26 protein-coding genes are annotated in these 23,896 nt (G+C 57.2%); 21 read left to right on the forward strand and 5 right to left on the reverse strand.

Annotated elements, in window-relative coordinates:
* Positions 1-70: 70 nt before the first annotated feature.
* The 3 genes from PAT9B_RS09050 to PAT9B_RS09060 all read left to right on the forward strand — a co-directional run bounded on the left by PAT9B_RS09050 (position 71) and on the right by PAT9B_RS09060 (position 2,718).
* A complete protein-coding gene (locus tag PAT9B_RS09050; protein ID WP_013508954.1) occupies positions 71-976 on the forward strand; it encodes a LysR family transcriptional regulator in 906 nt (301 codons plus the stop codon).
* A gap of 91 nt (positions 977-1,067) precedes the next feature.
* Positions 1,068-1,931, forward strand: coding sequence for an NAD(P)-dependent oxidoreductase (locus tag PAT9B_RS09055; protein ID WP_013508955.1), 864 nt, complete (start codon positions 1,068-1,070; stop codon positions 1,929-1,931).
* A 4-nt stretch (positions 1,932-1,935) separates the two neighbouring features.
* Positions 1,936-2,718 carry a helix-turn-helix domain-containing protein gene (locus PAT9B_RS09060; RefSeq protein ID WP_013508956.1) on the forward strand — a complete coding sequence of 261 codons (783 nt, stop codon included), beginning with the start codon at positions 1,936-1,938 and terminating at the stop codon, positions 2,716-2,718.
* Here the strand turns inward: PAT9B_RS09060 and leuA are convergent.
* Entirely contained in the window at positions 2,669-4,354 is a 1,686-nt protein-coding gene (gene leuA, locus PAT9B_RS09065) for a 2-isopropylmalate synthase (RefSeq protein ID WP_013508957.1), read from the reverse strand. The two genes, PAT9B_RS09060 and leuA, sit on opposite strands and share 50 nt — an antisense overlap.
* Before the next feature lie 253 nt (positions 4,355-4,607).
* On the opposite strand from leuA, the gene PAT9B_RS09070 reads away from it, so the two are divergent.
* The 9 genes from PAT9B_RS09070 to PAT9B_RS09105 all read left to right on the forward strand — a co-directional run bounded on the left by PAT9B_RS09070 (position 4,608) and on the right by PAT9B_RS09105 (position 13,039).
* Positions 4,608-5,540, forward strand: coding sequence for an ABC transporter substrate-binding protein (locus PAT9B_RS09070; protein WP_013508958.1), 933 nt, complete (start codon positions 4,608-4,610; stop codon positions 5,538-5,540).
* 79 nt (positions 5,541-5,619) lie between these two features.
* Complete coding sequence (locus tag PAT9B_RS09075) at positions 5,620-6,645, forward strand: dipeptidase (RefSeq protein WP_013508959.1); 1,026 nt, start codon at positions 5,620-5,622, stop codon at positions 6,643-6,645.
* A gap of 151 nt (positions 6,646-6,796) precedes the next feature.
* Positions 6,797-6,868 (forward strand): pyrroloquinoline quinone precursor peptide PqqA, encoded by a 72-nt coding sequence (pqqA, locus tag PAT9B_RS29635; protein WP_010617686.1) that lies wholly within the window; start codon positions 6,797-6,799, stop codon positions 6,866-6,868.
* A 55-nt stretch (positions 6,869-6,923) separates the two neighbouring features.
* Positions 6,924-7,850 carry a pyrroloquinoline quinone biosynthesis protein PqqB gene (gene pqqB / locus PAT9B_RS09080; protein ID WP_013508960.1) on the forward strand — a complete coding sequence of 309 codons (927 nt, stop codon included), beginning with the start codon at positions 6,924-6,926 and terminating at the stop codon, positions 7,848-7,850.
* Positions 7,847-8,602 carry a pyrroloquinoline-quinone synthase PqqC gene (gene pqqC, locus PAT9B_RS09085; RefSeq protein ID WP_013508961.1) on the forward strand — a complete coding sequence of 252 codons (756 nt, stop codon included), beginning with the start codon at positions 7,847-7,849 and terminating at the stop codon, positions 8,600-8,602. Before pqqB ends, pqqC begins: the two co-directional genes overlap by 4 nt.
* A gap of 4 nt (positions 8,603-8,606) precedes the next feature.
* On the forward strand, positions 8,607-8,885 hold the full coding sequence (gene pqqD / locus PAT9B_RS09090) for a pyrroloquinoline quinone biosynthesis peptide chaperone PqqD (protein ID WP_013508962.1): 279 nt from the start codon (positions 8,607-8,609) through the stop codon (positions 8,883-8,885).
* Entirely contained in the window at positions 8,872-10,014 is a 1,143-nt protein-coding gene (gene pqqE / locus PAT9B_RS09095) for a pyrroloquinoline quinone biosynthesis protein PqqE (RefSeq protein ID WP_013508963.1), read from the forward strand. Before pqqD ends, pqqE begins: the two co-directional genes overlap by 14 nt.
* Positions 10,014-12,338 (forward strand): pyrroloquinoline quinone biosynthesis protein PqqF, encoded by a 2,325-nt coding sequence (pqqF, locus tag PAT9B_RS09100; protein ID WP_013508964.1) that lies wholly within the window; start codon positions 10,014-10,016, stop codon positions 12,336-12,338. The genes pqqE and pqqF overlap by 1 nt, the downstream gene beginning before the upstream one ends.
* Positions 12,339-12,454: 116 nt before the next feature.
* On the forward strand, positions 12,455-13,039 hold the full coding sequence (locus tag PAT9B_RS09105) for a YceI family protein (RefSeq protein WP_013508965.1): 585 nt from the start codon (positions 12,455-12,457) through the stop codon (positions 13,037-13,039).
* A gap of 52 nt (positions 13,040-13,091) precedes the next feature.
* Here PAT9B_RS09105 and dld read toward each other — a convergent pair whose 3' ends face one another.
* Positions 13,092-14,789 (reverse strand): D-lactate dehydrogenase, encoded by a 1,698-nt coding sequence (gene dld, locus PAT9B_RS09110; protein WP_013508966.1) that lies wholly within the window; start codon positions 14,787-14,789, stop codon positions 13,092-13,094.
* Positions 14,790-15,224: 435 nt separating this feature from the next.
* Here dld and PAT9B_RS09115 point away from each other — a divergent pair, with 435 nt between their 5' ends.
* From PAT9B_RS09115 to PAT9B_RS09145, 7 genes are all read left to right on the forward strand, one after another.
* The gene (locus PAT9B_RS09115; RefSeq protein ID WP_013508967.1) at positions 15,225-16,205 is read left to right on the forward strand and encodes a 6-phosphofructokinase; all 981 of its coding nucleotides are present in this window, start codon (positions 15,225-15,227) and stop codon (positions 16,203-16,205) included.
* 10 nt (positions 16,206-16,215) lie between these two features.
* Entirely contained in the window at positions 16,216-16,530 is a 315-nt protein-coding gene (locus tag PAT9B_RS09120; RefSeq protein ID WP_013508968.1) for a PTS sugar transporter subunit IIB, read from the forward strand.
* The gene (locus PAT9B_RS09125) at positions 16,523-17,890 is read left to right on the forward strand and encodes a PTS sugar transporter subunit IIC (RefSeq protein WP_013508969.1); all 1,368 of its coding nucleotides are present in this window, start codon (positions 16,523-16,525) and stop codon (positions 17,888-17,890) included. Before PAT9B_RS09120 ends, PAT9B_RS09125 begins: the two co-directional genes overlap by 8 nt.
* On the forward strand, positions 17,877-18,719 hold the full coding sequence (locus PAT9B_RS09130; RefSeq protein WP_013508970.1) for a class II fructose-bisphosphate aldolase: 843 nt from the start codon (positions 17,877-17,879) through the stop codon (positions 18,717-18,719). The genes PAT9B_RS09125 and PAT9B_RS09130 overlap by 14 nt, the downstream gene beginning before the upstream one ends.
* Before the next feature lie 62 nt (positions 18,720-18,781).
* Positions 18,782-19,051 carry a hypothetical protein gene (locus PAT9B_RS09135; protein ID WP_013508971.1) on the forward strand — a complete coding sequence of 90 codons (270 nt, stop codon included), beginning with the start codon at positions 18,782-18,784 and terminating at the stop codon, positions 19,049-19,051.
* Positions 19,052-19,060: 9 nt separating this feature from the next.
* On the forward strand, positions 19,061-19,498 hold the full coding sequence (locus tag PAT9B_RS09140; RefSeq protein WP_013508972.1) for a PTS sugar transporter subunit IIA: 438 nt from the start codon (positions 19,061-19,063) through the stop codon (positions 19,496-19,498).
* The gene (locus PAT9B_RS09145) at positions 19,495-20,073 is read left to right on the forward strand and encodes a hypothetical protein (protein WP_013508973.1); all 579 of its coding nucleotides are present in this window, start codon (positions 19,495-19,497) and stop codon (positions 20,071-20,073) included. The genes PAT9B_RS09140 and PAT9B_RS09145 overlap by 4 nt, the downstream gene beginning before the upstream one ends.
* On the opposite strand, the gene PAT9B_RS09150 is transcribed toward PAT9B_RS09145, so the two are convergent.
* A complete protein-coding gene (locus PAT9B_RS09150) occupies positions 20,040-20,903 on the reverse strand; it encodes an NAD(P)-dependent oxidoreductase (protein ID WP_013508974.1) in 864 nt (287 codons plus the stop codon). The genes PAT9B_RS09145 and PAT9B_RS09150 overlap by 34 nt on opposite strands.
* A gap of 159 nt (positions 20,904-21,062) precedes the next feature.
* On the opposite strand from PAT9B_RS09150, the gene PAT9B_RS09155 reads away from it, so the two are divergent.
* Entirely contained in the window at positions 21,063-21,857 is a 795-nt protein-coding gene (locus tag PAT9B_RS09155) for an SDR family NAD(P)-dependent oxidoreductase (protein WP_013508975.1), read from the forward strand.
* Here the strand turns inward: PAT9B_RS09155 and PAT9B_RS09160 are convergent.
* On the reverse strand, positions 21,854-22,186 hold the full coding sequence (locus PAT9B_RS09160; RefSeq protein ID WP_013508976.1) for a cupin domain-containing protein: 333 nt from the start codon (positions 22,184-22,186) through the stop codon (positions 21,854-21,856). The genes PAT9B_RS09155 and PAT9B_RS09160 overlap by 4 nt on opposite strands.
* Before the next feature lie 117 nt (positions 22,187-22,303).
* Here PAT9B_RS09160 and PAT9B_RS09165 point away from each other — a divergent pair, with 117 nt between their 5' ends.
* Positions 22,304-22,945, forward strand: coding sequence for an RpiB/LacA/LacB family sugar-phosphate isomerase (locus PAT9B_RS09165; protein ID WP_013508977.1), 642 nt, complete (start codon positions 22,304-22,306; stop codon positions 22,943-22,945).
* Positions 22,946-23,132: 187 nt separating this feature from the next.
* Here the strand turns inward: PAT9B_RS09165 and PAT9B_RS09170 are convergent, their stop codons facing one another.
* Positions 23,133-23,888, reverse strand: a complete 756-nt coding sequence (locus PAT9B_RS09170; RefSeq protein ID WP_190274661.1) for an ABC transporter ATP-binding protein — start codon at positions 23,886-23,888, stop codon at positions 23,133-23,135.
* Positions 23,889-23,896 lie beyond the last annotated feature (8 nt).

Raw genomic sequence — 23,896 nt, forward strand, 5'->3', positions numbered from 1 at the left:
AAATCAGCGTCTGTTAGAATTCCCGTAATCAGAGATGGTCAGTTTCATAAAACGATCAGATGGAGCGAATATGGACCGAGTGACAGCGGCAACGGTGTTTAATCGCATCTGCGAATTGGGGAGTCTGAGCGCGGCGGCACGGGCGCTGGATATCTCGCGACCGATGGTTAGCCGCTATCTGGATGAAATGGAGAAGTGGGCCGGGGCACGCTTGCTGCACCGCTCATCACGCCGTCTCACCATTACTCCGGCAGGCGAGAAAATCCTCGAAAAGAGCCGTGCGCTGGCACGCCTGGCCGGGGAAATTGCTGACCAGGAGGCGCAAAGCGAAGTCCAGGGCATTCTGCGCGTGGCTTGCGCGCACTCCACCGCAACCCATATCCTTGGCCCGATGATCCCGGCATTTTTGGCCCGCTATCCGGCGCTGCGTATTGAGCTGGAGATCAACAACCAGCCTGTCAGCCTGGTGGGCGAACGCATTGACCTGGCGGTGCGCATCACCAACGATCCTGAAGCGGGCGCGATTGCGCGCCGACTGGGTGAATGTGTATCGGTAGTGTGCGCATCACCGGCTTATTTGCAGCAACACGGCACCCCGCACACGCCACCAGACCTGGTGCAGCATAACTGCCTGCACTACAGCCGTTTCGCCGGGCAACGCTGGGAGTTTCACGACCGTAAAGGCGAGGTGATCAGTACCACCATCAGCGGCAATTTCAGCGCCGGGATCTCCTCGGTACTGTGTGATGCCGCTATCGCCGGTTGTGGTGTGGCAATGGTGCCGGAGATGGAGGCGCGGGCGGCGCTGCACAGCGGACAATTGCACGCGGTGATGCCGGAATTCACGCCAAAAACGCTGGGTATCTATGGTCTGTACATGTCACGCGATCGCCAGCCTGCGGCTTTACGTCTGTTTCTGGCGGCGGTACAGCAGCGCCTGGCGGATGATGCGCCAGCGGCCACTGCCTTGTGTTAAAAAATAATTTTCACCGCACCTCTGGCCTGGCTGTGGGCAATAATTCCTGTCAGGCTAACGTGTTTATGCGAAATCAGAGAAGGGAGAGAAGATGAGTCAGCAACCTGTGGTAGCGGTGTTAGGACTGGGTGCAATGGGTCATGCCTTTGCGACCAACCTGCTGAAAAAAGGTTTTGTGGTGCGAGGCTGGAACCGCACCCGCGCGCGTGGCGAAGATTTAGTGTCTGCCGGGTTGATCCTGAGCGATAGCGCCCTCCAGGCGGTGGACGGTGCCGATGTGGTAATCGCCATGTTGTCCGATGGCGAGACGACGCGTCAGGTGGTGAAAGATGCACAGCAGGCATTGCAGCAGGGCGCGACCCTGTGCCAGATGGGCACCATCGGCGTCGAAGCGACCGATGCGCTGATCGCCGAACTGGCGAGCGCTCGCCCGGACGTGGTGTTTATTGACGCCCCGGTTTCTGGTACCAAAGCCCCGGCGGAAAATGCGCAGATTCTGGTGATGGCGAGCGGTGACCAAAGCAAAGCTGCCGCAGCGGAGCAGGTGTTTGCGGCAATCGGCAAAGGTACGCAATGGCTGGGTGAGGCCGGTGCCAGTTCACGCATGAAGCTGGTGGTGAATAGCTGGCTGATCGGTCTGATGCAGAGCCTGGCGGAGAGTACCCGTCTGGCGGAGCAGTTTGGTTTTACCACCGACGATCTGTGGAAAGTACTGGACGGTGGCCCGCTGGCAGCCCCTTACGCCAAAATGAAACTTGGCATGATCGCCAGTCAGGATTTCACCCCGCAAATGCACCTGATCTGGGCGCTGAAAGATGCACGTCTGGCGCTCGATGCGGCAGGTGAGGCGAAATTACCGGCGCTGGAGAATATCGTCGATGTCTGGCAGCAAGCGGTTGATGCTGGCTATGGCGAGCAGGATCTGGCGGCGGTGTATCAGTTCCTGAAGCGCTAACCTGATGACGGCGGTGCTGAACTTCAATTTTGCCAGTCGCCCGCTGGTGCCCTACGCCCATGATTACGCGCACGGCGCGGTGGAGCCGTGGCACCATCACGACTGCGCGCAGTTGATTCATACCCTCAGTGGCGTGGTGAAGGTGGAGACGCAACACGGCAGTTGGATCGTGCCGCCGAGCCGGGGCGTCTGGCTGCCTGCCGGTACGCGCCATGCGTTGCAGATCATCGGCCAGGTGGCGGCGCGCACGGTGTTTGTTGATCCGCTGGCGCGCGCCGACTTGCCCGCCAGCTGTCAGGTGGTGCAAATCTCGCCGTTGCTGCGTGAATTGATTGTCAGCGCCATTGCTCTGCCCGAAAGCTATCAACCCGGCAGCCGTGCCGAGCGCATCTATGAGTTGATTCTGGATGAAATTCGCGTGATGGATGTACTGCCGTTTGGCCTGCCGTGGCCGGAGAGTGCACGTTTGTTGACGTTGTGCCAGCAGATCCAGCAGCAGCCCGGTGAAAACTGGACGCTGGCGCGGGCCGCAGCGGCACTGTGCGTGGCAGAGCGTACCCTGGCACGCCACTTCAGTCGCGAAACCGGCCTACAGTTCAGCGACTGGGTGCGACGCGCCCGTCTTGGTGTCGCCCTGACCCGGCTGGCCCAGGGCGATTCGGTGCTGGCGGTGGCGCTCGATCTCGGTTACGACAGTCCGAGCGCCTTCAGCGCGATGTTTCGTCGCCTGCTGGGCGTTACACCTGCGAACTACTTTCCTGCGGCAGAAAAGCGTGGGCGGCATTAAGCAACGCCTGCAATGAGGCGCGTGCCACGTCATTATCGATACCCACCCCCCAGGCGCGCTCGCCACGGGGATTGACACAGCTGAGATAGGTCACCGAGCGGCTGTCGCTGCGCTTGCCCAGCGTATGTTCGTGGTAATCCTCGATACTCAGTGTCAGGCCGTAACGCTGACGCAGTGCTGCGACCGCGGCTGACAGCAAGCCATTGCCTTTGCCCTCAAGGTGAATGTGCTGGGTAGCCTGTTGCACGCGCGCTTTCAGGCGCGTTTCACCTTTGTCATCGCTGTGACTCTCCGCTTCCAGCAAGCGTCGCGCCGGGTGGGTCAAACCGTAGTGTTCACAAAACAGCTGCCACAGGGCGTGATGCGTCATCTCCTGACCGTGGGCATCGGTCTGCTGCTGTACCACGCGGCTGAAATCCTGTTGCAGACCCCGCGGCAGTTGCAGACCGTGATTCTGCTCCAGCAGCCAGGCGGCACCGCCTTTGCCGGATTGGCTGTTAACCCGGATCACCGCTTCATAGCTACAACCGATATCCGCTGGATCAAGTGGCAGGTAGGGCATCTGCCACAGGGTTTCTTCACGTTGGGCGCGCTCGGCAAAACCTTTGCGAATCGCATCCTGATGTGAACCCGAGAAGGCGGTAAACACCAGCTCCCCGGCATAGGGATGGCGCGGATGCACCGGCAACTGATTGCAACGCGTCACCACTTCCAGCACCTGCTGGATATCACTGAAATCGAGCTGAGGTGCCACGCCCTGGGTATAGAGATTGAGCGCCAGCGTCACCAGATCGACGTTGCCGGTGCGCTCACCGTTGCCAAACAGGCATCCCTCCACGCGATCGGCACCCGCCAGCAGCGCCAACTCGGCACAGGCGATCCCGGTGCCGCGATCGTTATGCGGATGGACGCTGATACTCACCTGTGAACGCTGGCTAAAGTGGCGGCAGAAATATTCAATCTGGTCGGCATAGACGTTAGGGGTGTTGACCTCCACGGTGGCGGGCAGGTTGATGATCATTGGCCGTTGCGCATGCGGTTGCCAGATAGCCGCTACCGCTTCACAAATCTCCAGCGCAAACGCCGGTTCGGTGAAGCAGAAGGTTTCTGGGGAATACTGGAACGTCCAGGCGGTGTCGTCCTGGCGGGCACAACGGTCGCGGATTTGACGCGTGGCGGCGCAGGCCAGCTCGATGATCTCCGCTTTGCTCTGGCGAAACACGCGTTCACGGAACAGCGGGGCGGTGGCGTTGTACAGATGGATGATGGCACGCGGTGCGCCACGCAGCCCGTCGAAGGTGCGATCAATCAAGTCGGCACGCGCCTGGGTCAGCACCTGGATCGCCACATCGTCGGGGATATGGCGCTGCTCAATCAACAGGCGGACAAAGTCGAAATCGGTTTGTGAGGCGGCCGGAAACGCCACTTCAATCTCTTTGAAGCCGCAACGCAGCAGCAATTGCCAGAATTCCAGCTTACGCGCACTGTCCATCGGCGTGGCTAACGCCTGATTACCGTCACGCAGATCGGTTGACAGCCAGCGCGGGGCGGCGGTCAGCTGACGTGACGGCCACTGACGCTCGGGTAAGTTGATCACCGGGTAAGGGCGATATTTTTCAGCGGGTTGGGTAAGCATGGGGGTTCTCCTTATGGTCTGCGGTCAGTGTCACCCAAGCCCTGCGGTGTCGGCTCGCCCATTGCTGACAACCGCGCGCGCAAAACTGACAAACCCGGCGTGATAAATCACGCCGCTACAGATGGTGCAAACTCGTAGCGGCGCGATTTATCGCGCGTTATGCGCCAACTGGAAATTCTCAGCAGAAATCAGCATCGGTCATTTTACGGCTTCGGTTTAGGCTGTGATTTTTGTGTGAGAAGGGCAAAATCCAATGAAAAGAGCCGCTTTGATAGCACTGACGCTGGCGATCAGTACCGGCGCAAGCGCAGAAACGGTGACACTGCGTATCGCCGATCAGAAAGGGAATATGCGTGCGGAGCTGGAAGCCGCGCAGCAGTTGAATAACCTTAATTATCATATCGAATGGGCTGAATTCCCGGCGGCGGCACCGCTGGCCGAAGCACTGAACGCCGGGGCGGTGGACGCTGGCATCATCGGTGATGCGCCGTTGTTGTTCTCGCTGGCAGCGGGTTCGCAGGTGCAGGCGGTGGCGGTGAGTAAATCGGTGCCGGTGGGCACGGCCATGCTGGTCAGCCCGGACTCGCCACTGCAACGTGTGGCGGAGCTAAAGGGCAAAAGCATCGCCACCGGGCGCGGTTCCATCGGCCACTTCCTCGCACTGAAAGCGCTGGAGCAGGCGGGTCTGAGCGATAAAGATGTCCAGTGGCGCTTCCTCACCCCGGCGGATGCGCGCATCGCGCTGGCCAATGGCGCCGTTGACGCCTGGGCCACCTGGGATCCCTATACCGCGCTGGCGGAGGTGACGCACAGCGGTCGCGTGCTGGTGAACGGTAAGGGGCTCTCGACCGGCAATAGCTTCCTTGCTGCTACCGATGCGGCGCTCAGGGACGATGCGAAACGCGCGGCGTTACAGGATTATGTCAACCGACTGGCTGCCGCCGATCGCTGGGCCAACAGCCATGTATCCGCCTATTCCGCCCAGTTGGCGAAAATCATCGGCTTCCCGGCGGCTGCGGCGGAGAAGTCCTTTGCGCGCCGCCAGTCGCACTGGCAACGCGTTGATGATGCCACCATTGCCCAGCAGCAGGCGACCGCCGATTTCTATCAGAAATACGGCCTGATTCAGAAAACGCTGGATGTGAAACCCACCTTCTACCATGGCTTGCAGGTGGCACAGGATTGATAACCACGTGCGCCACCATTTGGAGAAATCGCGGCGCACGCGTAGCATAGTGTGACGTTTTCTCTTCTTTCCCCCGCTTATGTCACTTGCCACTTTTGATGGTCATAACGATCTGCTGCTGAACCTGTGGCTGCATCATCGTGCTAATCCGGCTGAGGTTTTTTTCTCCGGCATTGATAACGGTCACCTCGACTATCCGCGTATGCAGCAGGGTGGTTTTGCCGGTGGTCTGTTTGCGTTATTTGTGCCGCCGCAACGCTATATCGAGCAGGTAGCACCGCAACGTGCGCAGGAGCGCGTCGCGCCGCTGGAGATTCTGTGGCAGCAATTAGCCATTCTGAAAACCCTGGTGGCCGAATCGCAGGGCCGCGCCCGTTTGTGTCTGAACGCTGCGGATATCGCCGCCTGTCGGGCAGAGGGCGTGCTGGCGATGGTGGCACATATCGAGGGCGCGGATGGTTTTGATGGTGACGGAGACGCGCTGGCGGCGTTTTATCAGGCTGGCGTGCGCAGTATCGGGCCGTTCTGGAATCTGCCCAATCGCTTCGGCGCAGGCGTCACCGGTAATTTTCCCGGCTCCCCCGATAGCGGCCCTGGTTTAACCGCCGCCGGAGAGGCGTTGATTGCCGCCGCCAATCAACATCGCATGGTGATTGACGTCTCGCATATGAACGCGCAGGCGTTCTGGGATACGGCGCGCTTGTCCCATGCGCCGCTGGTCGCCACCCATTCCAACGCGCATGCGCTGTGCCCACAGCCGCGTAACCTTACCGATGATCAATTGCGCGCCATCCGTGACAGCGGCGGCATGGTAGGTGTGAATTTTGGTAACGCCTTCTTACGCGCCGATGGCAAACGCGACAGTGATACGCCGCTGATCGAAATTGGTAAACATTTTGATCACTTAATCGGGATAATGGGGCGCGATCACGTGGGCTTTGGCTCCGATTTTGACGGTATCAGCACCCCGGATGCGTTGAAAGATGTTTCCGGGCTGCCACGGATTTTCACGCTGTTGCGCGAGTTTGGCTATGATCAGCCATTACTGGAGCAACTTGCGTGGGGCAACTGGCAGCGGGTGTTGAAACAGATTTGGCGGGAATAACACAATTCCCTTACCGAAACAGGGTTGATCTGTTCGTCACATTGGCGCAACATCTGCCCGCGATGTGTATTGCGATCGGGATCACGTTTCCCGCCGCAAACATTCCATGCAGAGTGTGCTCTGCGTTAAGAGACTTTAGAGGAAGAATATTATGTGGAAAAAACCTGAATTTGTTGACCTGCGTCTGGGCCTGGAAGTGACTCTGTACATCTCCAACCGCTAAGACTTCTGCCCGCCACTCGCGCGGGCATTTTGTTTTCTTTCTCCGGTCATCTCTCATGTTTATTAAAGTTCTCGGTTCAGCGGCGGGCGGTGGATTTCCGCAGTGGAACTGTAACTGCGCCAATTGTAGCGGCTTGCGTAACGGTACTATCCAGGCGCAGGCGCGGACCCAATCCTCGATCATTGTCAGTGATAACGGGGAAGACTGGGTGTTGTGTAACGCCTCACCCGATATCAGCCAGCAAATTGCCCACACGCCAGAACTCAACAAAAAGGGCGTGCTGCGTGGAACGGCGATTGGCAGCATCATTCTTACCGACAGCCAGATCGACCACACCACTGGCTTACTGAGCCTGCGCGAAGGCTGCCCGCATCAGGTGTGGTGTACCCCGGAAGTCCATGCGGATCTGACCAGCGGCTTCCCGATTTTCACCATGCTGCAACACTGGAATGGCGGTTTGCAGCATCACGCGCTGACGCCGCTGGAACCTTTCCGCGTTGATGTCTGCCGCGACCTTGAGTTCACCGCCATCCCGATTCTCAGCAATGCGCCGCCGTACTCGCCGTTCCGCGATCGTCCGCTGCCCGGGCACAATGTGGCACTGTTTATCACCAACCGCGCGAACGGGCAGACGCTACTGTATGCGCCGGGTCTTGGTGAACCGGATGCGGTGATCATGCCGTGGTTGCAAAAGGCGGATTGCCTGCTGATTGACGGCACCGTCTGGCAGGATGACGAGTTGCTGACCACCGGTGTCGGTAAAAATACCGGCAAGGCGATGGGCCATTTAGCCCTGGCGGAGGAGCAGGGGCTGATGGCGCTGCTGGCGTCCTTACCGGCGAAACGCAAAATTTTGATTCATATTAATAACACCAATCCGATCCTCAACGAGCAGTCGCCGCAGCGCCAGTTCCTGACGCAGCAGGGCATTGAAGTGAGCTGGGATGGGATGGCGATCCATTTGCAGGAGTCTTCATCGTGATCATTACTGAAGCCCTGACGCCAGCCGCCTTCGAACAGGCACTGCGCGCCAAAGGTGCCTATTACCACATCCATCACCCGTACCATATCGCCATGCATAACGGTGAGGCGACGCCGGAGCAGATTAAAGGGTGGGTGGCGAACCGTTTTTACTACCAGACCAACATCCCGCTGAAAGATGCGGCGATCATGGCGAACTGTCCTGACCCGGCGACGCGCCGTAAATGGGTTCAGCGTATTCTCGATCACGATGGCAGCCAGGGACAGGAGGGCGGCATTGAAGCCTGGTTGCAATTGGGCGAAGCCGTGGGACTGACGCGTGAAGAACTGTTGTCTGAGCAGCATGTACTGCCAGGCGTGCGCTTTGCTGTTGATGCCTACGTGAACTTTGCCCGCCGAGCCAACTGGCAGGAAGCCGCTTGTAGCTCGCTGACTGAATTGTTTGCGCCGCAAATCCACCAGTCGCGTCTCGACAGCTGGCCGCAGCACTACCCGTGGATCAAAGAGGAAGGCTATTTCTACTTCCGCAGCCGTCTGAGTCAGGCGAACCGGGATGTTGAGCACGGCCTGGCGCTGGCGCTGGAGATTTTCACCAGTGCTGAACAGCAGAACCGGATGCTGGAAATCCTGCAATTCAAGCTCGATATCCTGTGGACCATGCTGGATGCCATGACGATGGCTTATGCGTTGCAACGTCCGCCTTATCACACGGTCACCGACAAGGCGGCCTGGCACACCACCCGACTGGTATAAACTGATGAAAGATAACCTGATTCCTGCGTTCCGCCGTGGCTATCGTCTGCAATGGGAACCGGCGCAGGAGAGCCACGTGGTGCTCTACCCGGAAGGGATGGCTAAACTGAATGAAACCGCCACCGCCATCCTCGAATTGGTGACGGGCAAACAAGATATCGCCGCGATTATTGCTACGCTGAACGCGCGTTTCCCGGATGCGGGTGGCGTGGATGAAGACGTAAAAGCGTTTTTGCAATCCGCGGTTGAACAGAAATGGATCCAGTGTCGTGAACCCGAATAAACCAGGCGTGACGCCACCGCTGTGGCTGCTGGCCGAGCTGACTTATCGCTGCCCGTTGCAGTGTCCGTATTGCTCGAACCCGCTCGATTTTGCCCAGCAGGAAAAAGAGCTGACCACCGAACAGTGGATTGAGGTGTTCCGTCAGGCACGTGCCATGGGCAGCGTGCAGCTCGGCTTTTCCGGTGGTGAACCGCTGACGCGTAAAGATCTACCGGAACTGATCAAGGCAGCACGCGATCTCGGTTTCTACACCAACCTGATCACCTCCGGCATCGGTCTGACGCAGAACAAACTTGATGCCTTTGCCGATGCCGGTTTGGACCATATCCAGATCAGCTTCCAGGCCAGTGATGAGACGCTGAATGCGGCATTGGCCGGATCGAAAAAAGCCTTCCAGCAGAAGCTGGAGATGGCGAAAGCGGTAAAAGCGCACGGCTATCCGATGGTGCTGAACTTCGTGCTGCATCGTCATAACATCGATCAGATCGACAAAATTATCGACCTGTGTATCGAGCTGGAAGCGGATGACGTCGAGCTGGCGACCTGCCAGTTTTACGGCTGGGCGCATATCAATCGTCAGGGATTGCTGCCGACACGCGAGCAAATCGCCCGGGCGGAAGCGGTGGTGGCGCAGTACCGCGCACGTATGGAAGCCAGCGGCAATCTGACCAACCTGTTGTTCGTCACGCCGGATTATTACGAAGAGCGCCCGAAGCCGTGCATGGGCGGCTGGGGTTCGATCTTCCTCAGCGTCACGCCAGAAGGAACGGCATTGCCGTGCCACAGCGCCCGTCAGCTACCGGTGGCGTTCCCGTCGGTGCTGGAACAGCGGCTGGACGACATCTGGTACAACTCGTTTGGTTTTAACCGTTACCGTGGTTATGACTGGATGCCAGAGCCGTGCCGTTCCTGTGACGAAAAAGAGAAGGACTTCGGCGGTTGCCGTTGCCAGGCATATATGCTGACCGGCAACGCCGATAACACCGATCCGGTGTGCAGCAAATCGCCGCACCACGGCAAAATCCTTGAAGCCCGGCGCGAAGCCAGCTGTAGCGACATCAAAATCGCCCAGCTGCAATTTCGTAACCGCACCAACTCACAGCTGATCTACAAACAGCGCATTCTCTGATGACCACGCGCTACCTGCGGCTGCCTAACGGCCTGCGCTGTCACCTCCACCACCAGCCTGATGCGCGTGATGCTGCTGCGCTGGTGCAGGTGGAGGCAGGCAGCCTGCATGAGCCGGATCGCTGGCCGGGGCTGGCGCATCTGCTGGAACATCTGTTGTTCTGCGGCAGCGCGGGTATCCCTGATGAACAGCGTCTGATGCCGTGGGTGCAGCAACAGGGCGGCCAGGTCAACGCCACGACCCAACTGGGTGACAGCGCGTTTTTCTTTCAGCTACCGGCCAGGGCGCTGGAAGCGGGCATGGCGCGCCTGATGGATATGCTTGCCGCGCCGCGTCTCAGTGAGGCGGCCATCCGCCAGGAAAGTGCCGTCATTGACGCGGAGTACCGTCTGTTGCAGCGTCATGCGGCCACGCTGAGTGAGGCGGCGTTGCTGGATATGCCCGACACGCCTGCGCCGTTGCGACGTTTTCGCGTTGGCAGTCATGCGGTCTTTGGTGACAACGTCACGGAGTTGCAGCAGGCGCTGCATACGTTTCATCAGCAGCATTATGTGGCGGGGAACATGACGTTGTGGCTGCAAGGCCCGCAATCGCTGACGGAACTGGCACAGCTGGCGCAACGCTATGGTCAGCAACTCGGCTCGGGCATCGCCCCGGTCATGGCGTTACCAGCCCCGTCCGCTGGCGTCGCACGTCGTCAGATCCGTTTACCGGGTGAAGAAGCCTTCTGGTTAACCTTTGTGTTGCCCGGAGGAACAGACACATTGCGTGACAATGTCACCTTGTGTCGCCAGTTCTGGTTGGATGAAGCCCCGGGTAGCCTGCTGGCGCAGTTACGGGCCGCCGGGTTGTGCGAAAACCTCAGTGTGCAGTGGCTATGGCGCGCTACCCGACACAGCTGGCTGGCGCTGAAATTTTCCGCTCGCAGCCTCTCGTCAGTGCAGGCTCAAGGCATAGAAGCGCAGTTCCGCCAGCATCTGCGCGCCCTGACGCAAACCACTGCGGCACAGCGTCAGCATTATCAGCAACTGGCGCAGGAGGATTTCAGCCAACTGACGCCGCTGGAGCAATTACGCAACCGTGCTACTGGATTTGCGCCAGGCCCGGCAGCGGGTCTGGCGGATCTACTCGTTGCATTGCAACACAGTCAGCCACTGACGTTGCTGACCCAATCCCAGCTGGCGGCGACATCCCGCCAGACTCAGGGATTCAGCCTCGCGCTTGCCGACTGGCCTGCACCTGCCAGGCATCCGGTTTCTGCGCGGCCATGCTGGTTTTATCCCCTGGCGCAACCCTCGGTTTTGCGCGCCTTGCCGCACAGGGCTTTCCCGCTGCTGTCCGTTGTACCCGTTCAGCCACAGCAGACCTTGTTGCTGCGTCCGGCGTTTTATCAGCCTCTGAGCGATGAGGTGGCCGGAGCGCGTCAGCAAGTGCTGCGCCCGATCCTCGCCGCACTGCGTCATATGGGCGGGCGTGGTAGCTGGCAGCAAATGCAGGGGATCTGGCAATTGGTCCTGCATCTGCCGACGGCACCGGATGCGGCACTGGCGGCACTGCAGCAGCTGGTAGCACGACTGGTCACCCCCGCCGAATCTCAGCCCGTCAGCGCTGCCGATGGCATCGCCATTCGCCAGCTGTTGGCCGCCTTGCCGCATCAACTGCTGGCACCGGCAACTGCGCCTGGCTGGCAGGCGGCCTGGTGTGGCAGCGACAGGGTACTGGCGGCTGCCGTGGCGCGGGTGCTGAGTGATCTGCCGGCGGCCGCAGCGGCTGGCCCGCCGCTATTGACCTCCGGCGTGACCGCCATTCCATGCACCGGAAGCGACCAGGCACTGCTGTTGTTTATACCGCTGGTGGCGGCTGATGCGGCTTCACTGGCGGCGTTACGCTTGCTGGCGCTGATTTATGAACCATGCTTTTTCCAGCGCCTGCGCATCGACCAACAAATTGGCTATGTGGTGACAGCGCGTTATCAGCGAGTGGCGGATGTGGATGGCATTCTGCTGGCACTCCAGTCTCCTGACATTCCCTGGCGTGTGCTGCTCGGGCATTGCAAACGTTTCCTGCGCACGCTGGATGTGGCCGACGCTGACCTCGTTATGTTGCGGCAGACACTGCAAAACTCGCTTACCTGCGTAGATAACGCCAGCGCCGCGTTGCAGGCATTGCGTCAGCAGCAGGGCCTGGCGGAACTGTCGTCGGCTGCGATTGACGATGTCAGCCTGGCGCAGCTACAACAACTGCATCAGCATTTGCTGCGCAATCGCCGCCGCTGGCGGGTGCTGGTGGCGTTAAGTCAGTCGCTGAATTGTCCCCAAAAGTAACTGTTTCACATTGATATTGCTGAATTTTTTTGAAAAAATCGGCCAAAACTCTTCACTGTTCCCGCGCGGCATAATGCCGGACACTCAAGGCATATTCTGAGCAAAAAGGAACATCCGTGAAAAACGTTACTCGCTTTGCGCTGCCGCTGCTGGCCGCCGCCACGCTGTATGCACCGCTGTCACAGGCAGCAGCCATGCATTACGATCTCAACCCGGAACATACCTCGGTGATTGTCACCTGGACCCACTTCGGTTTTTCTCATCCGACGGCCGACATCCCGAACAGCAAAGGCACGCTGGTGTTCGATAAGGACCACCCGGAACAGTCACGCGTTGACGTTACGCTGCCGATCACCCAGATCGATAGCCATGTCCCGGCGCTGACCAAAGAGTTTCTCGGCAAAGAGTATTTCGACACTGCGAAATACCCGTCAGCGGTATTCCACAGCACCAAAGTGGTGGCGAAGGGGGACAACAAGTTCGATGTGGAAGGGAATCTGACGCTGAAAGGCATCACTAAACCGGTTACCCTGCACGCCACGCTGAACCAGCAGGGTGAGCATCCAATGGTGAAGAAACAGGCCATTGGTTTTGATGCCACCGGCACCATCAAGCGTTCTGACTTCAAGCTGGATAAATACGTTCCGGCGGTGAGCGACGATGTGACGCTGACCATTTCGACTGAAGCTTACGCGAAATAATCTTTCCCGGAAGCGGCGTGATGTAGCGCGCCGCTTCCGCCTGAGGCGGTGGTTATTCCGCCCAGAATTTTTTCTTGCTGGTTTTGCCAATCCCCGGATTGCAGCTGTTGGTCGGGTCGAGCTGTTGCCAGTGCGCCACGTGATCGCAGGACGCGTGATACAGATGGCCGACGTTATGTTCTGCCGGATACTTCGCGCCACGCTGCTCCAACACCTCTTTCACCGCCTCTTTAAACGCTTTCGCGTCCACGCCCGCTTTCAGCACATAATCCTGGTGATTGACGTAACAGAAGAAGTGTCCACAGCAGGAGTCCACCTGCACCTGCGCCGCCAGATGGTCCGGCAAGGTTAACCGCCAGGCATCATCATTACGTCGCAGTGCCACATCAAACGCCACCAGACGCTCATTAGGGTTGTAGCCCAGCGCATCACAGTAGGAAATGGTACAACCGCCAACGCCAAAGCGAACCAGGAAGGCATCAGCCGCTTCGCGCGCATCGCAGTGGAAAAAGTTGCCACGGTGACGGGCAAAAAAGTCCGCCAGCAAGCCCTGCAATTCGGCGGTCTGCGCCGACTCCACTTTGATCATCAGATGATGTTCGTACTCGCTGCGGTAATCCATGATGCGCGGAGCCACAAAGCGCGGGGTGATCTGATTAAAGAATTGCAGTACCCGATCAACAAAATTGCGCGGCAGAAACTTCAGGTGGCTGACACGCACATCCCATTTGGCTTTGCCTGCCATCAGGCGCGGAATCGCCTGTGGCCCGAGTTTGCGGATCGCCAGATACATATGTTTAGCGTAACGCACCGTGAGATCGAAAGCGTTGCGGTGGATATATTCCGCCTGTACCGGCAACTCACTCATCCGGGTCAGCAGATAGCGCCGCAGTTCCACCAGCACCGTTTCATCGTTGGTGCCAATATAGAAGGTGTCGCTACCGGCACTGGCTTCAAACGTGGGGAGGCGTACCGCAAACACCACCACTTTACCTGCGCTACCCGAACTGTCATGCAGGTAGCGCAGATCACCATTAAAGCGCGCGGGGCTGTCGGCGCTGACATCGCGCAGGCGATCGGCGTAGTCATCCGCCCAGATTTTTCCCTGCCAGTCTGGCTGGTCACCGGTTTGATACTGCTGACGGGTGAGGTTTTCCAGCATCGCTTCCGGCGTGTCGCCCAGCGCAATGCCAAGATGGTTGACCATCTCCAGACGGCCATCGTCATGGATGCGGGCAAATAACGATTTTTCGGTAAACGCCGGGCCACGGCGAATCAGTGAACCGCCGGAGTTATTGCAGATGCCACCCACCACCGAGGCACCGATGCATGAGGAGCCAATCACCGAATGCGGTTCGCGCCCCAGCGGTTGCAGCGTCTGTTCCAGTTCGGTCAGGGTGGTGCCGGGGAAGGCAATCACCTGGCGTGCTTCGTCGATCACCTGCACACCCTGTAACTGGCGGGTACTGACAATCACCACCTCACGATCGTAATCGTTGCCGTCCGGGGTCGATCCCCCGGTGACACCGGTGTTCGACGCCTGCATCAGAATAATGGCGTCGTGCGCCACGCATACCTGAAGGGTTTGCCACAGTTGCAATAAGCTCTGCGGCAGCACCACGGCCAACGCCTCACCGCGCCCAACGCGGAATCCTTTGGTGTACCAGGCTTTATCATCAGAATGGGTTAACAGCTGTTTTTCACCTACCACGTCACTCAGTTGACGCAACATTTCCTGCGGGGATGTCATGTTTTCTCTTCTGTGTCATGTGTCTGCCGGGTTATTGGACAAGCGGACAAGGCACCCTGTCAATCATTCATCGGCACTAAGGTTAAAATAACGCACTGAAGCATTATCCCTTTATCGTGCGCGGGAAACGCGTAATGGGCCGATAAAAATGCGCGGGGTATCACAAAATAGAGGGAAATAAACCAGACGGATAAATTGTTAAATCGTGGTGAACTTCCAGGTGCGTAAGTTAAATATAACCACATGAAAAATATAATAATTCCAGAAGTATGGAATGTTTTGTCATGTGATTAACATCACAAAAATGGCTTGTATACCGGCTATGTCAATCATCTGTCGCAATAAAATCGTGGCAAAAATGTGATCTCCATTGCAAATAAGAATCCTCTTCATCGGAAGAATGGCTGTCAGAGGCGCAGCGTAAGGATCAGGATAATGAGAATTGGCATGGTGATCAGCGGTGGTGATGTTACCGGCATAAATAACTTTATCTTTCAAATTTCCCGCTTAACGCAGGCGGATATGGTGTTATTTAATGGTGGCATTCCCGGTTTGCTGGAAAATAAACACCAGGAAGTATCCCAGCGTGATTTGGTGGATTATGCCATTGCGGCGATCCCGATAATGCAGTCAGGAAGACCAACGCGAAAATTAATTCGCCCGGAATATGAAGCCATAGCCAAACAACTTAAGTCGCTGCGCATTGATGTGTTAATTATGGCGGGTGGCGATGGATCGTTGCAATTCCTCCATATTCTGAGTGAATTTGGCGTCAATTGTTTCGGCGTGGGTATGACCATCGATAACGACGTATTTGGCAGCGATTATACCATTGGTTTTTCCACCGCCTGTGAGCAAGTGCTGAAGGAAGTGGCGAAATTACGTAATACCGGCCGTGGCTTGCCAGGTCGTGTCTTTATGGTGGAGCTGTTGGGGGGGTATTGCGGCGAATTAACCCTGCAATCGGCGATTAAATCCAACGCAGATTTTGCCTTGATCCCCGAGTGCCAGATTGCCACACAGGAATTGGCGCAGCGCATCACCGCACGGCTGGAGCAGCAGAACAGCGTGGTGATCCTGTGTTCGGAAGCCTACACCCGTGAGTATTCGCCGGGATTTCAGGGGGCGATCGATACCTTAATTAAACAACTGGAACCGCTGATCGGGGTACGTGTCCGTAAAACCATCATCGGCTATGGCCTGCGTAATGGTGAACCGACCTGTGAAGAAATTTATCAGGGCACCATTATGGCCAGCGAAGTGGCGCGTTGTATTCAGTCGGGAATGCGCAATAAAGCCGTCATTATTAATGGCAGCAATAAACCGATACCCATTGATTTAATAAGCATGAAAAAACGCCTGGTTGACACCGAAGGGCATCATTACAAACTCGCTAAACAACTGCATATTCTGTGAGGAGATAGCCATGCTGAAAATATTATGTGTGTGCGGATGTGGTCTGGGGTCCAGTTTCGCCATCGAAATGAGCGCCAAAGCGGTATTAAAAAAGTTAGAAATTGACGCAGATATCGACCACACCACCATTTCTGAAGCCAATGCATTTAAATCCGACATGATTTTAACGCAAAAGGCATTTGCCGATGTTTTAAATGCCGATGCCAGCCCGGAGCAAATGAAACGCGTGATTATTCTCAACAAGCTGACCGATAAAGCGGAAATTGAGCAAAAGATCGTGGCGTTTATGAAAGAACACAACATGAAGGTTGCCAGCCATGAATAGTGTTATTAACTTCCTGGTAAAAGATTTACTGGGGCAGGCATCGATTCTGATCGCCTTTATTGCCCTGGTGGGTCTGCTGCTACAAAAAAAATCCGCAGGTAAGGTGGTGGAAGGCACCTTTAAAACCCTGCTCGGTTTCTTAATTATGATGGCAGGTATCAACATCATTGTGGGTACGCTGACCTTCCTGAATACCATCTTTACCCACGGCTTTGGCATGCAAGGTTACATCACCGATGTTGCCGCCATCGCCGGGTTAGCGAACCGCGAGCTGGGTTCAGAAGTGGCGCTGACGCTGTTGGTGATTTTTATCGTCAACATCATTATTGCCCGCCTGACACCGTTCAAATACATCTTCCTTACCGGTCAGGCGCTGCTGTGGATGGCGACCATCGGTGCGGTGATCGGCTACAAAGCGGGGCTGACAGGCTTACCTCTGATCCTTACTGGCGGCATTTTTGGTGGCGTGATGGCGGTGGTAATGCCCGCGCTGGCACAACCGGTGGTACGCCGCATCACCGACTCGGACGATGTTGCCCTCGGTCACTTCTGCACCATCGGCTATCTGGTCACTGCGGCGGTCGCAAAAGTGGTGGGTAAAGGCTCGCGCTCCACCGAAGACCTGAAACTGCCGGATAACTTCAAGTTCCTGCAAGACACCTATCTGTCGATGGCCGTGGTGATGGTGCCGATGTACCTGATCCCCGCACTGGCGGCAGGCCCGGCGTTTATCGCCCAGTACAGCAACGGTATGAACTACCTGATGTACGCCTTTATGCAATCGATTCAGTTCGTGTGTGGGGTGTTTGTGCTGTATAGCGGTGTACGTCTGCTGCTGAATGAACTGGTGCCAGCGTTCCGTGGTATTGCGATGCGCATCGTGCCGGATGCAAAACCCGCGCTTGATTGCCCGGTGATGTTCCCCTATGCACCGAATGCCGTCATCGTTGGCTTCCTCGCCACCACCCTCGGTTCCGTCGTCGGGATGCTGGTATTCCCGATGTTCGGTCTGGCGATGATCTTGCCAGGGCTGCTGACCAACTTCTTTGCCGGTGGCACGGCCGGGGTGTTTGGTAACGCACTGGGTGGCCGTCGTGGCGCGATGATTGGCGGTTTTGTCCACGGCCTGTTTATTACGCTGCTGCCGGCCATTCTGGTGCCGATGCTGGAAAGCTACGGTTTCACCGGCGTGACCTTCAGCGATTCCGACGTGATCAGCACCGGCCTGGTACTGGGTCATGCCTTCCAGAATAACTGGCTGTTCGTCGCCCTGTTTATTGTCTTCATTACCCTGATCGCCTGGTTTGTTAACGGAAAATCCACTAAGCCCCACGAGGAAAATATTCATGAAACTTTATAACTTTACCGATCTGTTACAGGTGGCCAAACAACGTGAATTTAAAGCGCTGGGTTCCTTTAATTTACACTGTCTGGAGATGTTACCGGCTTATTTTAAAGCGGCCGAAAAAACCAATAGTCCATTGATGATTCAGATCTCAACCGGCACGGCGAAATATCTCGGCCATAAATTATTGGTTGATGCGATTCGCTCACTGGCGGAAAGCCGCAATGTGCCGACCTGTTTACATCTGGATCACTGTTCCGACCTTGATGCGATTCAAACCGCACTGGATGCCGGTTTCAGTTCGGTGATGTACGACGGTTCACATCTGCCAATTGAAGAGAATATTTCCAACACGCGCAAAGTCATTGATATGGCACGCCCGCTGCATGTTTCGGTCGAAGCGGAACTGGGGGCGATCGGCGGTTCTGAAGATGGTAAATCGGTGGAGATGAACGAAACCTCCTTCACCACGGTGGACGATGCGAAGCGTTTCGTCGATGAAACCGGGGTAGACATGCTGGCGATCTCGATCGGGACGGTGCATGGTCTGTACACCGGCAAAGCACATATCCAACATCAGCGACTGGCGGCTATCACCGAAGCAACGCATACGCCGCTGGTGCTGCACGGCGGCACCGGCGTCAGCGATGAAGATATGCGTCTGGCGGTGCGTAGCGGCATCGAAAAGGTGAACGTCGGCACAGAAATGAATGTGCAATGGGTCGCGCGCTGTAAACAGACCTTCGAAAAGGGCAAAGTCAACGACAGCGTGCGTAATTTCCTTGTGCCCGCGAATGATGCGGTGACCGACGTATTAGTCGAAAAGATTCAGTTATTCCGCTAAACCGCCTCTTTCATGACGTATTAACCTGAGGTGCCCTGGTGCCACTCGGGGCAGGAGACGCTATGTTTGGATTCAGGAAAAAAGTCCCGGAAAATAACGGGCAGGATCAACAGGAAATAGATCGTCAGGCTGAAAGTATCAGCGAGAAAATAAGCGCGCTGGAGCAACAGCTGGCAAATAATCCACGGGCGGGTGACACGCAAAAACAATTAATGCTGGAATATAATCGGGCATTAAGTTTATTTGCCAAAAGTCGTCGCTTTCGTCAGGAGATTGATCCGCTGTTCGTCAAAATCGATGAGCTGCGTAATACCATCCGCAAATCGATTTAAGGAGGCGGCATGAGCATCAAACAACTGTTGCAGGAGGCGAACGCGATCCAGGTGGGGATTGCCAGCCGCGACTGGCGGGAAGTGATCAGCCTTGCAGCCCGGCCACTGGTGCAGGGCGGCTATGTTAACGCCTCTTATCCCGAGGCGGTGATCGCCAACACCCTGACGCACGGTGCGTATTACGTGTTTGAAGAAGGGATTGCCATTCCCCATGCCCGACCAGAAACCGGGGTGTTGAAGGATTGCTTTAGCCTGATTGTGTTGGCGGAACCGGTTTCGTTCGACGGCAGCGACAAGGCGGATATCGTCATTATGTTTGGCGCACGTGACAGCAATGCGCATATCGAGGAGGGCATCCGCGCGATTGTCACGATGCTGGAGGATGAGGAGACGCTGGTGCGGCTGCGCAAGGCCAGCAGTGTGGCGGAGGTAATAGATATCCTATGACAACCCCCACTGAAGAAAAATGTGTGGTACTGGTCAACGGCATTCCGGCCTCCGGTAAGAGCACGCTGGCACGCGCACTGGCTCAGCAGTTTGGCCTGCCGATCCTGACGCTGGATAGCCTGAAAGAGCCGTTTATGGCCAGCTTCGCGCCGGTGGATCGCCTGCGCAACCGCCAGCTCGGTTGTGCGGCGTATCAGGCAATCTGGAAGATCGTCGGTCAGGCACCGGCCCGTTGCGTCTGGCTGATTGATGCCTGGTTTGGTTTTCAACCCAAAGCGGTGCTGGAGGAAGGATTGCAACAGGCTGGCGTGACGCGGGTGCTGGAGCTATGGATGGCGATCACCCCGGATGAGGTGGTGGCACGCTATCAGGCGCGTCTGGAACAGCGGATGCCGGGACATCCGGGGGCAGAGTATCTGCCCGAACTGCGACAACTGGCAGAGCGGGCGCAGCCAATGGCACTGGGGCCGGTGTTGCAACTGGATGCCCGCGCGCCGGATGCGGCCGCCGCGCAGGCATGGTTGCAACGACAACTCCAGCGTCAGTCGACGCGAGCGTTATCCGCATCGGGCTGAAAGAATGCCGCCAGCAGGGCGCTCAGTTGCTGATCGCCTTTGCGGTCGGCAGCCAGTTGGCGGCATACCTCGCCCAAGGCCTGATACAGACGATCGGTGGCCAGTTCACCCTGATTCAGCGTCGCGATTTCATCCATCTCAGCCGCCCAGCGCCAGGCTTTTGGCAGCATGTCCGGGGCGGCTTTTTTCATTCTTTTCAGGATCTGTGGCTGACTCTCCGCCATCTCTTCATGCAATGCCTGCGCTGCGCCAACACGACTGGCGTTAATCAGCATGGCCGACACCAGCAGGATGATCCCTTTATTGATCCCGGCGTAGGACATTTTCAGTGCCGATGCCGCGCCGTTTTCTGCCTGCATAATCCGTACCCGCAGGCCCAGTTCACTCAAATCCGCTAACTGGCTGGCATGGGGACCGGAAAACCAAAAGCGTGGACCGCCAGGATTTTGCTCGCCGGGCGGCAGCCCGATAATCGCGCCATCGACAAAGGGCGTACCGGTGGCTTCAATCACCGCGGCCACCTGTTGCAGGGTTTCCGGGCTGATGGCATTGCAATCGACGTACAGCGGTTTGCGGGTCGCTGCCTGGAGATGCGGTGCCATCTGCTGCGCCCAGCTCAGGGCAAATTCCGGGGGCAGAATGGAGAAAATAATGTCGGCGTCACACAGCGCCGCTTCACTGGCATCGATAATGTGCGCGGCCTGGGCGCGTTGTTGTGAATCGGCAGATCGCTGGCTTAACGGGCTGATGACGCGCGCGCCGTGCTGGGTCAGCACCGCCGCAACTGCCGCGCCCATCGCACCCGGTGCGGCAAAGGCAAGGGTTTTCATGATGTGGTCCCACGGGAGTGAAAGCATTGAGTGTGGCTGCGTTTGCTGCGCTATTGGCAAACTCTTTGGTTACAAAGCATGTTTCGTTAATGCAGTGCGCGGCGCATCGACCAGGCTTTTCGATCGTGTGCAGGTATCGTAACTAACATGGAGAATGTGATGAAAATCGATCTACACGGCAAAACAGCGTTAATCACGGCGTCCACGGGCGGCATCGGGTTTGCCATTGCTCAGGGGCTGGCTGAAAGCGGGGCGGAAGTGGTGCTGAACGGGCGGAGTGAAGCGTCGGTCAGCCGGGCGCGGGAAAAACTCAATGCTGCCGTGGTGGGGGCCAAAATCCATACCCATATTGCTGACCTCAGCAGCGCACAGGGCGTTGATACGTTGCTGCACGGACTGCCTGCCATCGATATTCTGGTAAATAACGCCGGGATCTTTGGCCCGAAAGATTTCTTTGCCACCGACGATGAGACCTGGGAAGCCTACTGGCAGACCAACGTGATGTCCGGGGTACGGCTGTCACGCGCTTTGCTCCCGGCGATGGTGAAGAAAGGTTGGGGACGCGTGGTGTTTATCTCGTCCGAATCCGCGCGCAATATTCCGGCTGATATGGTGCATTACGGCGTAAGCAAAACCGCGCAGCTTTCACTGGCGCGCGGTCTGGCGAAAGTGGTGGCCGGTTCCGGCGTCACCGTGAATAGCGTGTTGCCTGGCCCGACGATGTCGGATGGTTTTGCCACCATGATGGCGGATGAGGTGAAGCGCACCGGTAAATCGCTGGAGACGTTGGGGAAAGAATTTGTCATGAGCCAACGCCCGAGTTCGGTGATCCAGCGTGCCGCCACGGTGGAGGAAGTGGCGAACATGGTGGTGTATGTCTGCTCCACCCAGGCCTCAGCCACCTCCGGTGCTGCGCTGCGCGTCGATGGTGGCGTGGTGGATGATATTGTTTAATCGCCTGCCGCGAGGAAATCCTCACGCTGCGGGGTAAAGGTATCCAGCAGCGTGCCCGCTTCCAGGCAGACACAACCGTGTACCACATTTGGCGCTTTATACAGGGTGTCACCGGCGCTGACTTCTTTGGTTACGCCGTTGATGGTGAAGGCAAAGCGCCCGGAGAGCACATAGGTCAACTGCTCATGCGGATGGTGATGCAGCGGGCCAATCGCGTCAGTTGCAAAACTGACCTCAACCGCCATCATGCGGCCACCGTGTGCCAGTACCCGGCGGGTCACGCCATTTCCCAAATCCTCAACCTGCGTGGCATTGCGGTAGATAAACATCGTCATTCCTCGCAGTTGTGTGACATAACTCACAAGCAAAAAGGCATTTCAGTGCTGCATTTTAATCATCTTTGATTAAAATGAAACGGTGTTTCAATTTAATCTGAAGGATGGATCATGAAAATCGCGTTAATGATGGAAAACAGCCAGGCGGCGAAAAACGCCACCGTGTTAACTCAACTGGAGACGGTGGCACAACCGCTGGGCCATCAGGTGTTTAACGTCGGCATGAGCGACGAGCAGGATCATCATCTGACCTATATTCACCTCGGCATCATGGCCAGCGTGCTGCTGAACAGCAACGCGGTGGATTTTGTGGTCGCCGGTTGTGGCACCGGGCAGGGCGCGTTGATGTCGCTGAATATCCATCCCGGCGTGGTGTGTGGCTACTGCATCGATCCGGCGGATGCCTATCTGTTTGCCCAAATCAACAACGGCAATGCCTTGTCGCTGCCCTTCGCCAAAGGCTTTGGCTGGGGTGCGGAACTCAACCTGCGCTTTATCTTCGAGAAAGCCTTCACCGGTGAGAAAGGTTTGGGTTATCCACCAGAGCGCAAAGAGCCGCAGGTGCGTAACGCCGGTATCCTTAACCAGGTCAAAGCGGCGGTGGTCAAAGAACATTATCTCGACACATTGCGCGCGATTGATCCTGAACTGGTGAAAACCGCGCTGAGCGGCCCGCGCCTGCAACATTGTCTGTTCGAACATGGGCAGAACGACGAGATTGTGCGTTTTGTGCGTGAGGTGGTGGCGCGTTAACCCTCACCCTAACCCTCTCCCGCAAGCGGGAGAGGGGACCGATCGAGCATATGGCACATCTTCCTCTCTCGCTTGCGGCACATCTCCCTCTCCCGCTTGCGGGAGAGGGGACCGATCGAGCATATAGCACATCTCCCTCTCCCGCTTGCGAGAGAGGGCTGGGGTGAGGGCAGAAGGCCGCCGGGCATCAAACCGCAGCTATCTCCGGATGTCGACTCGCCTCCACCAGCATCTGCGTATACGGCACCGCCGCCTGTCCCGCCACCAACGCATCCACATCCAGCGTTTCGAGCACTTTGCCATGTTGCATCACCGCAACACGATGGCACAGGTGAGCCACCACCCCAAGATCGTGGGTGACCATCAGGTAGGTCAAATGTTCCTGTTGCTGCAAGTCACTCAGTAAATTGAGGATTTCCGCCTGCACCGACACATCCAACGCCGAGGTCGGCTCATCCAGCAGCAACACGCGCGGTTCCAGGATCAGGGCGCGGGCAATCGCCACGCGCTGGCGCTGGCCGCCGGAAAGCTGATGGGGATAGCGCGTCTGCCAGGCACGGTTCAGACCGACCTTTTCCAGCATGGCGACCACCCGTTGTTGCCGCTGACCGATGCCATGAATGTGCAATGGCTCCTCAAGAATATCGCCAAGGGTATGACGCGGATGCAGCGAACCGTAAGGGTCCTGAAACACCATTTGCACTTTGCGACACAGCGGTCGCGTAATGCGGTGTGCCAGCGCTTGCCCGTCAATCATTAACTCACCTTGCCAGTGAGTAAACAATCCGGCGAGGCACTTGAGCACCGTGGTTTTGCCGGAACCGGATTCGCCCACCAGGCCGAAGATTTCACCTTCCCGTACCGCGAGGTTAACGTCAAACAACACCTGATGGCGCTGCTCGTCTTCGCCAAAACTGAGGTTAAGATGCTGTACCCCGATCATCGGTTTCA

Origin of the sequence: Pantoea sp. At-9b (genome assembly GCF_000175935.2) — a bacterium.
Taxonomy (GTDB): domain Bacteria; phylum Pseudomonadota; class Gammaproteobacteria; order Enterobacterales; family Enterobacteriaceae; genus Pantoea.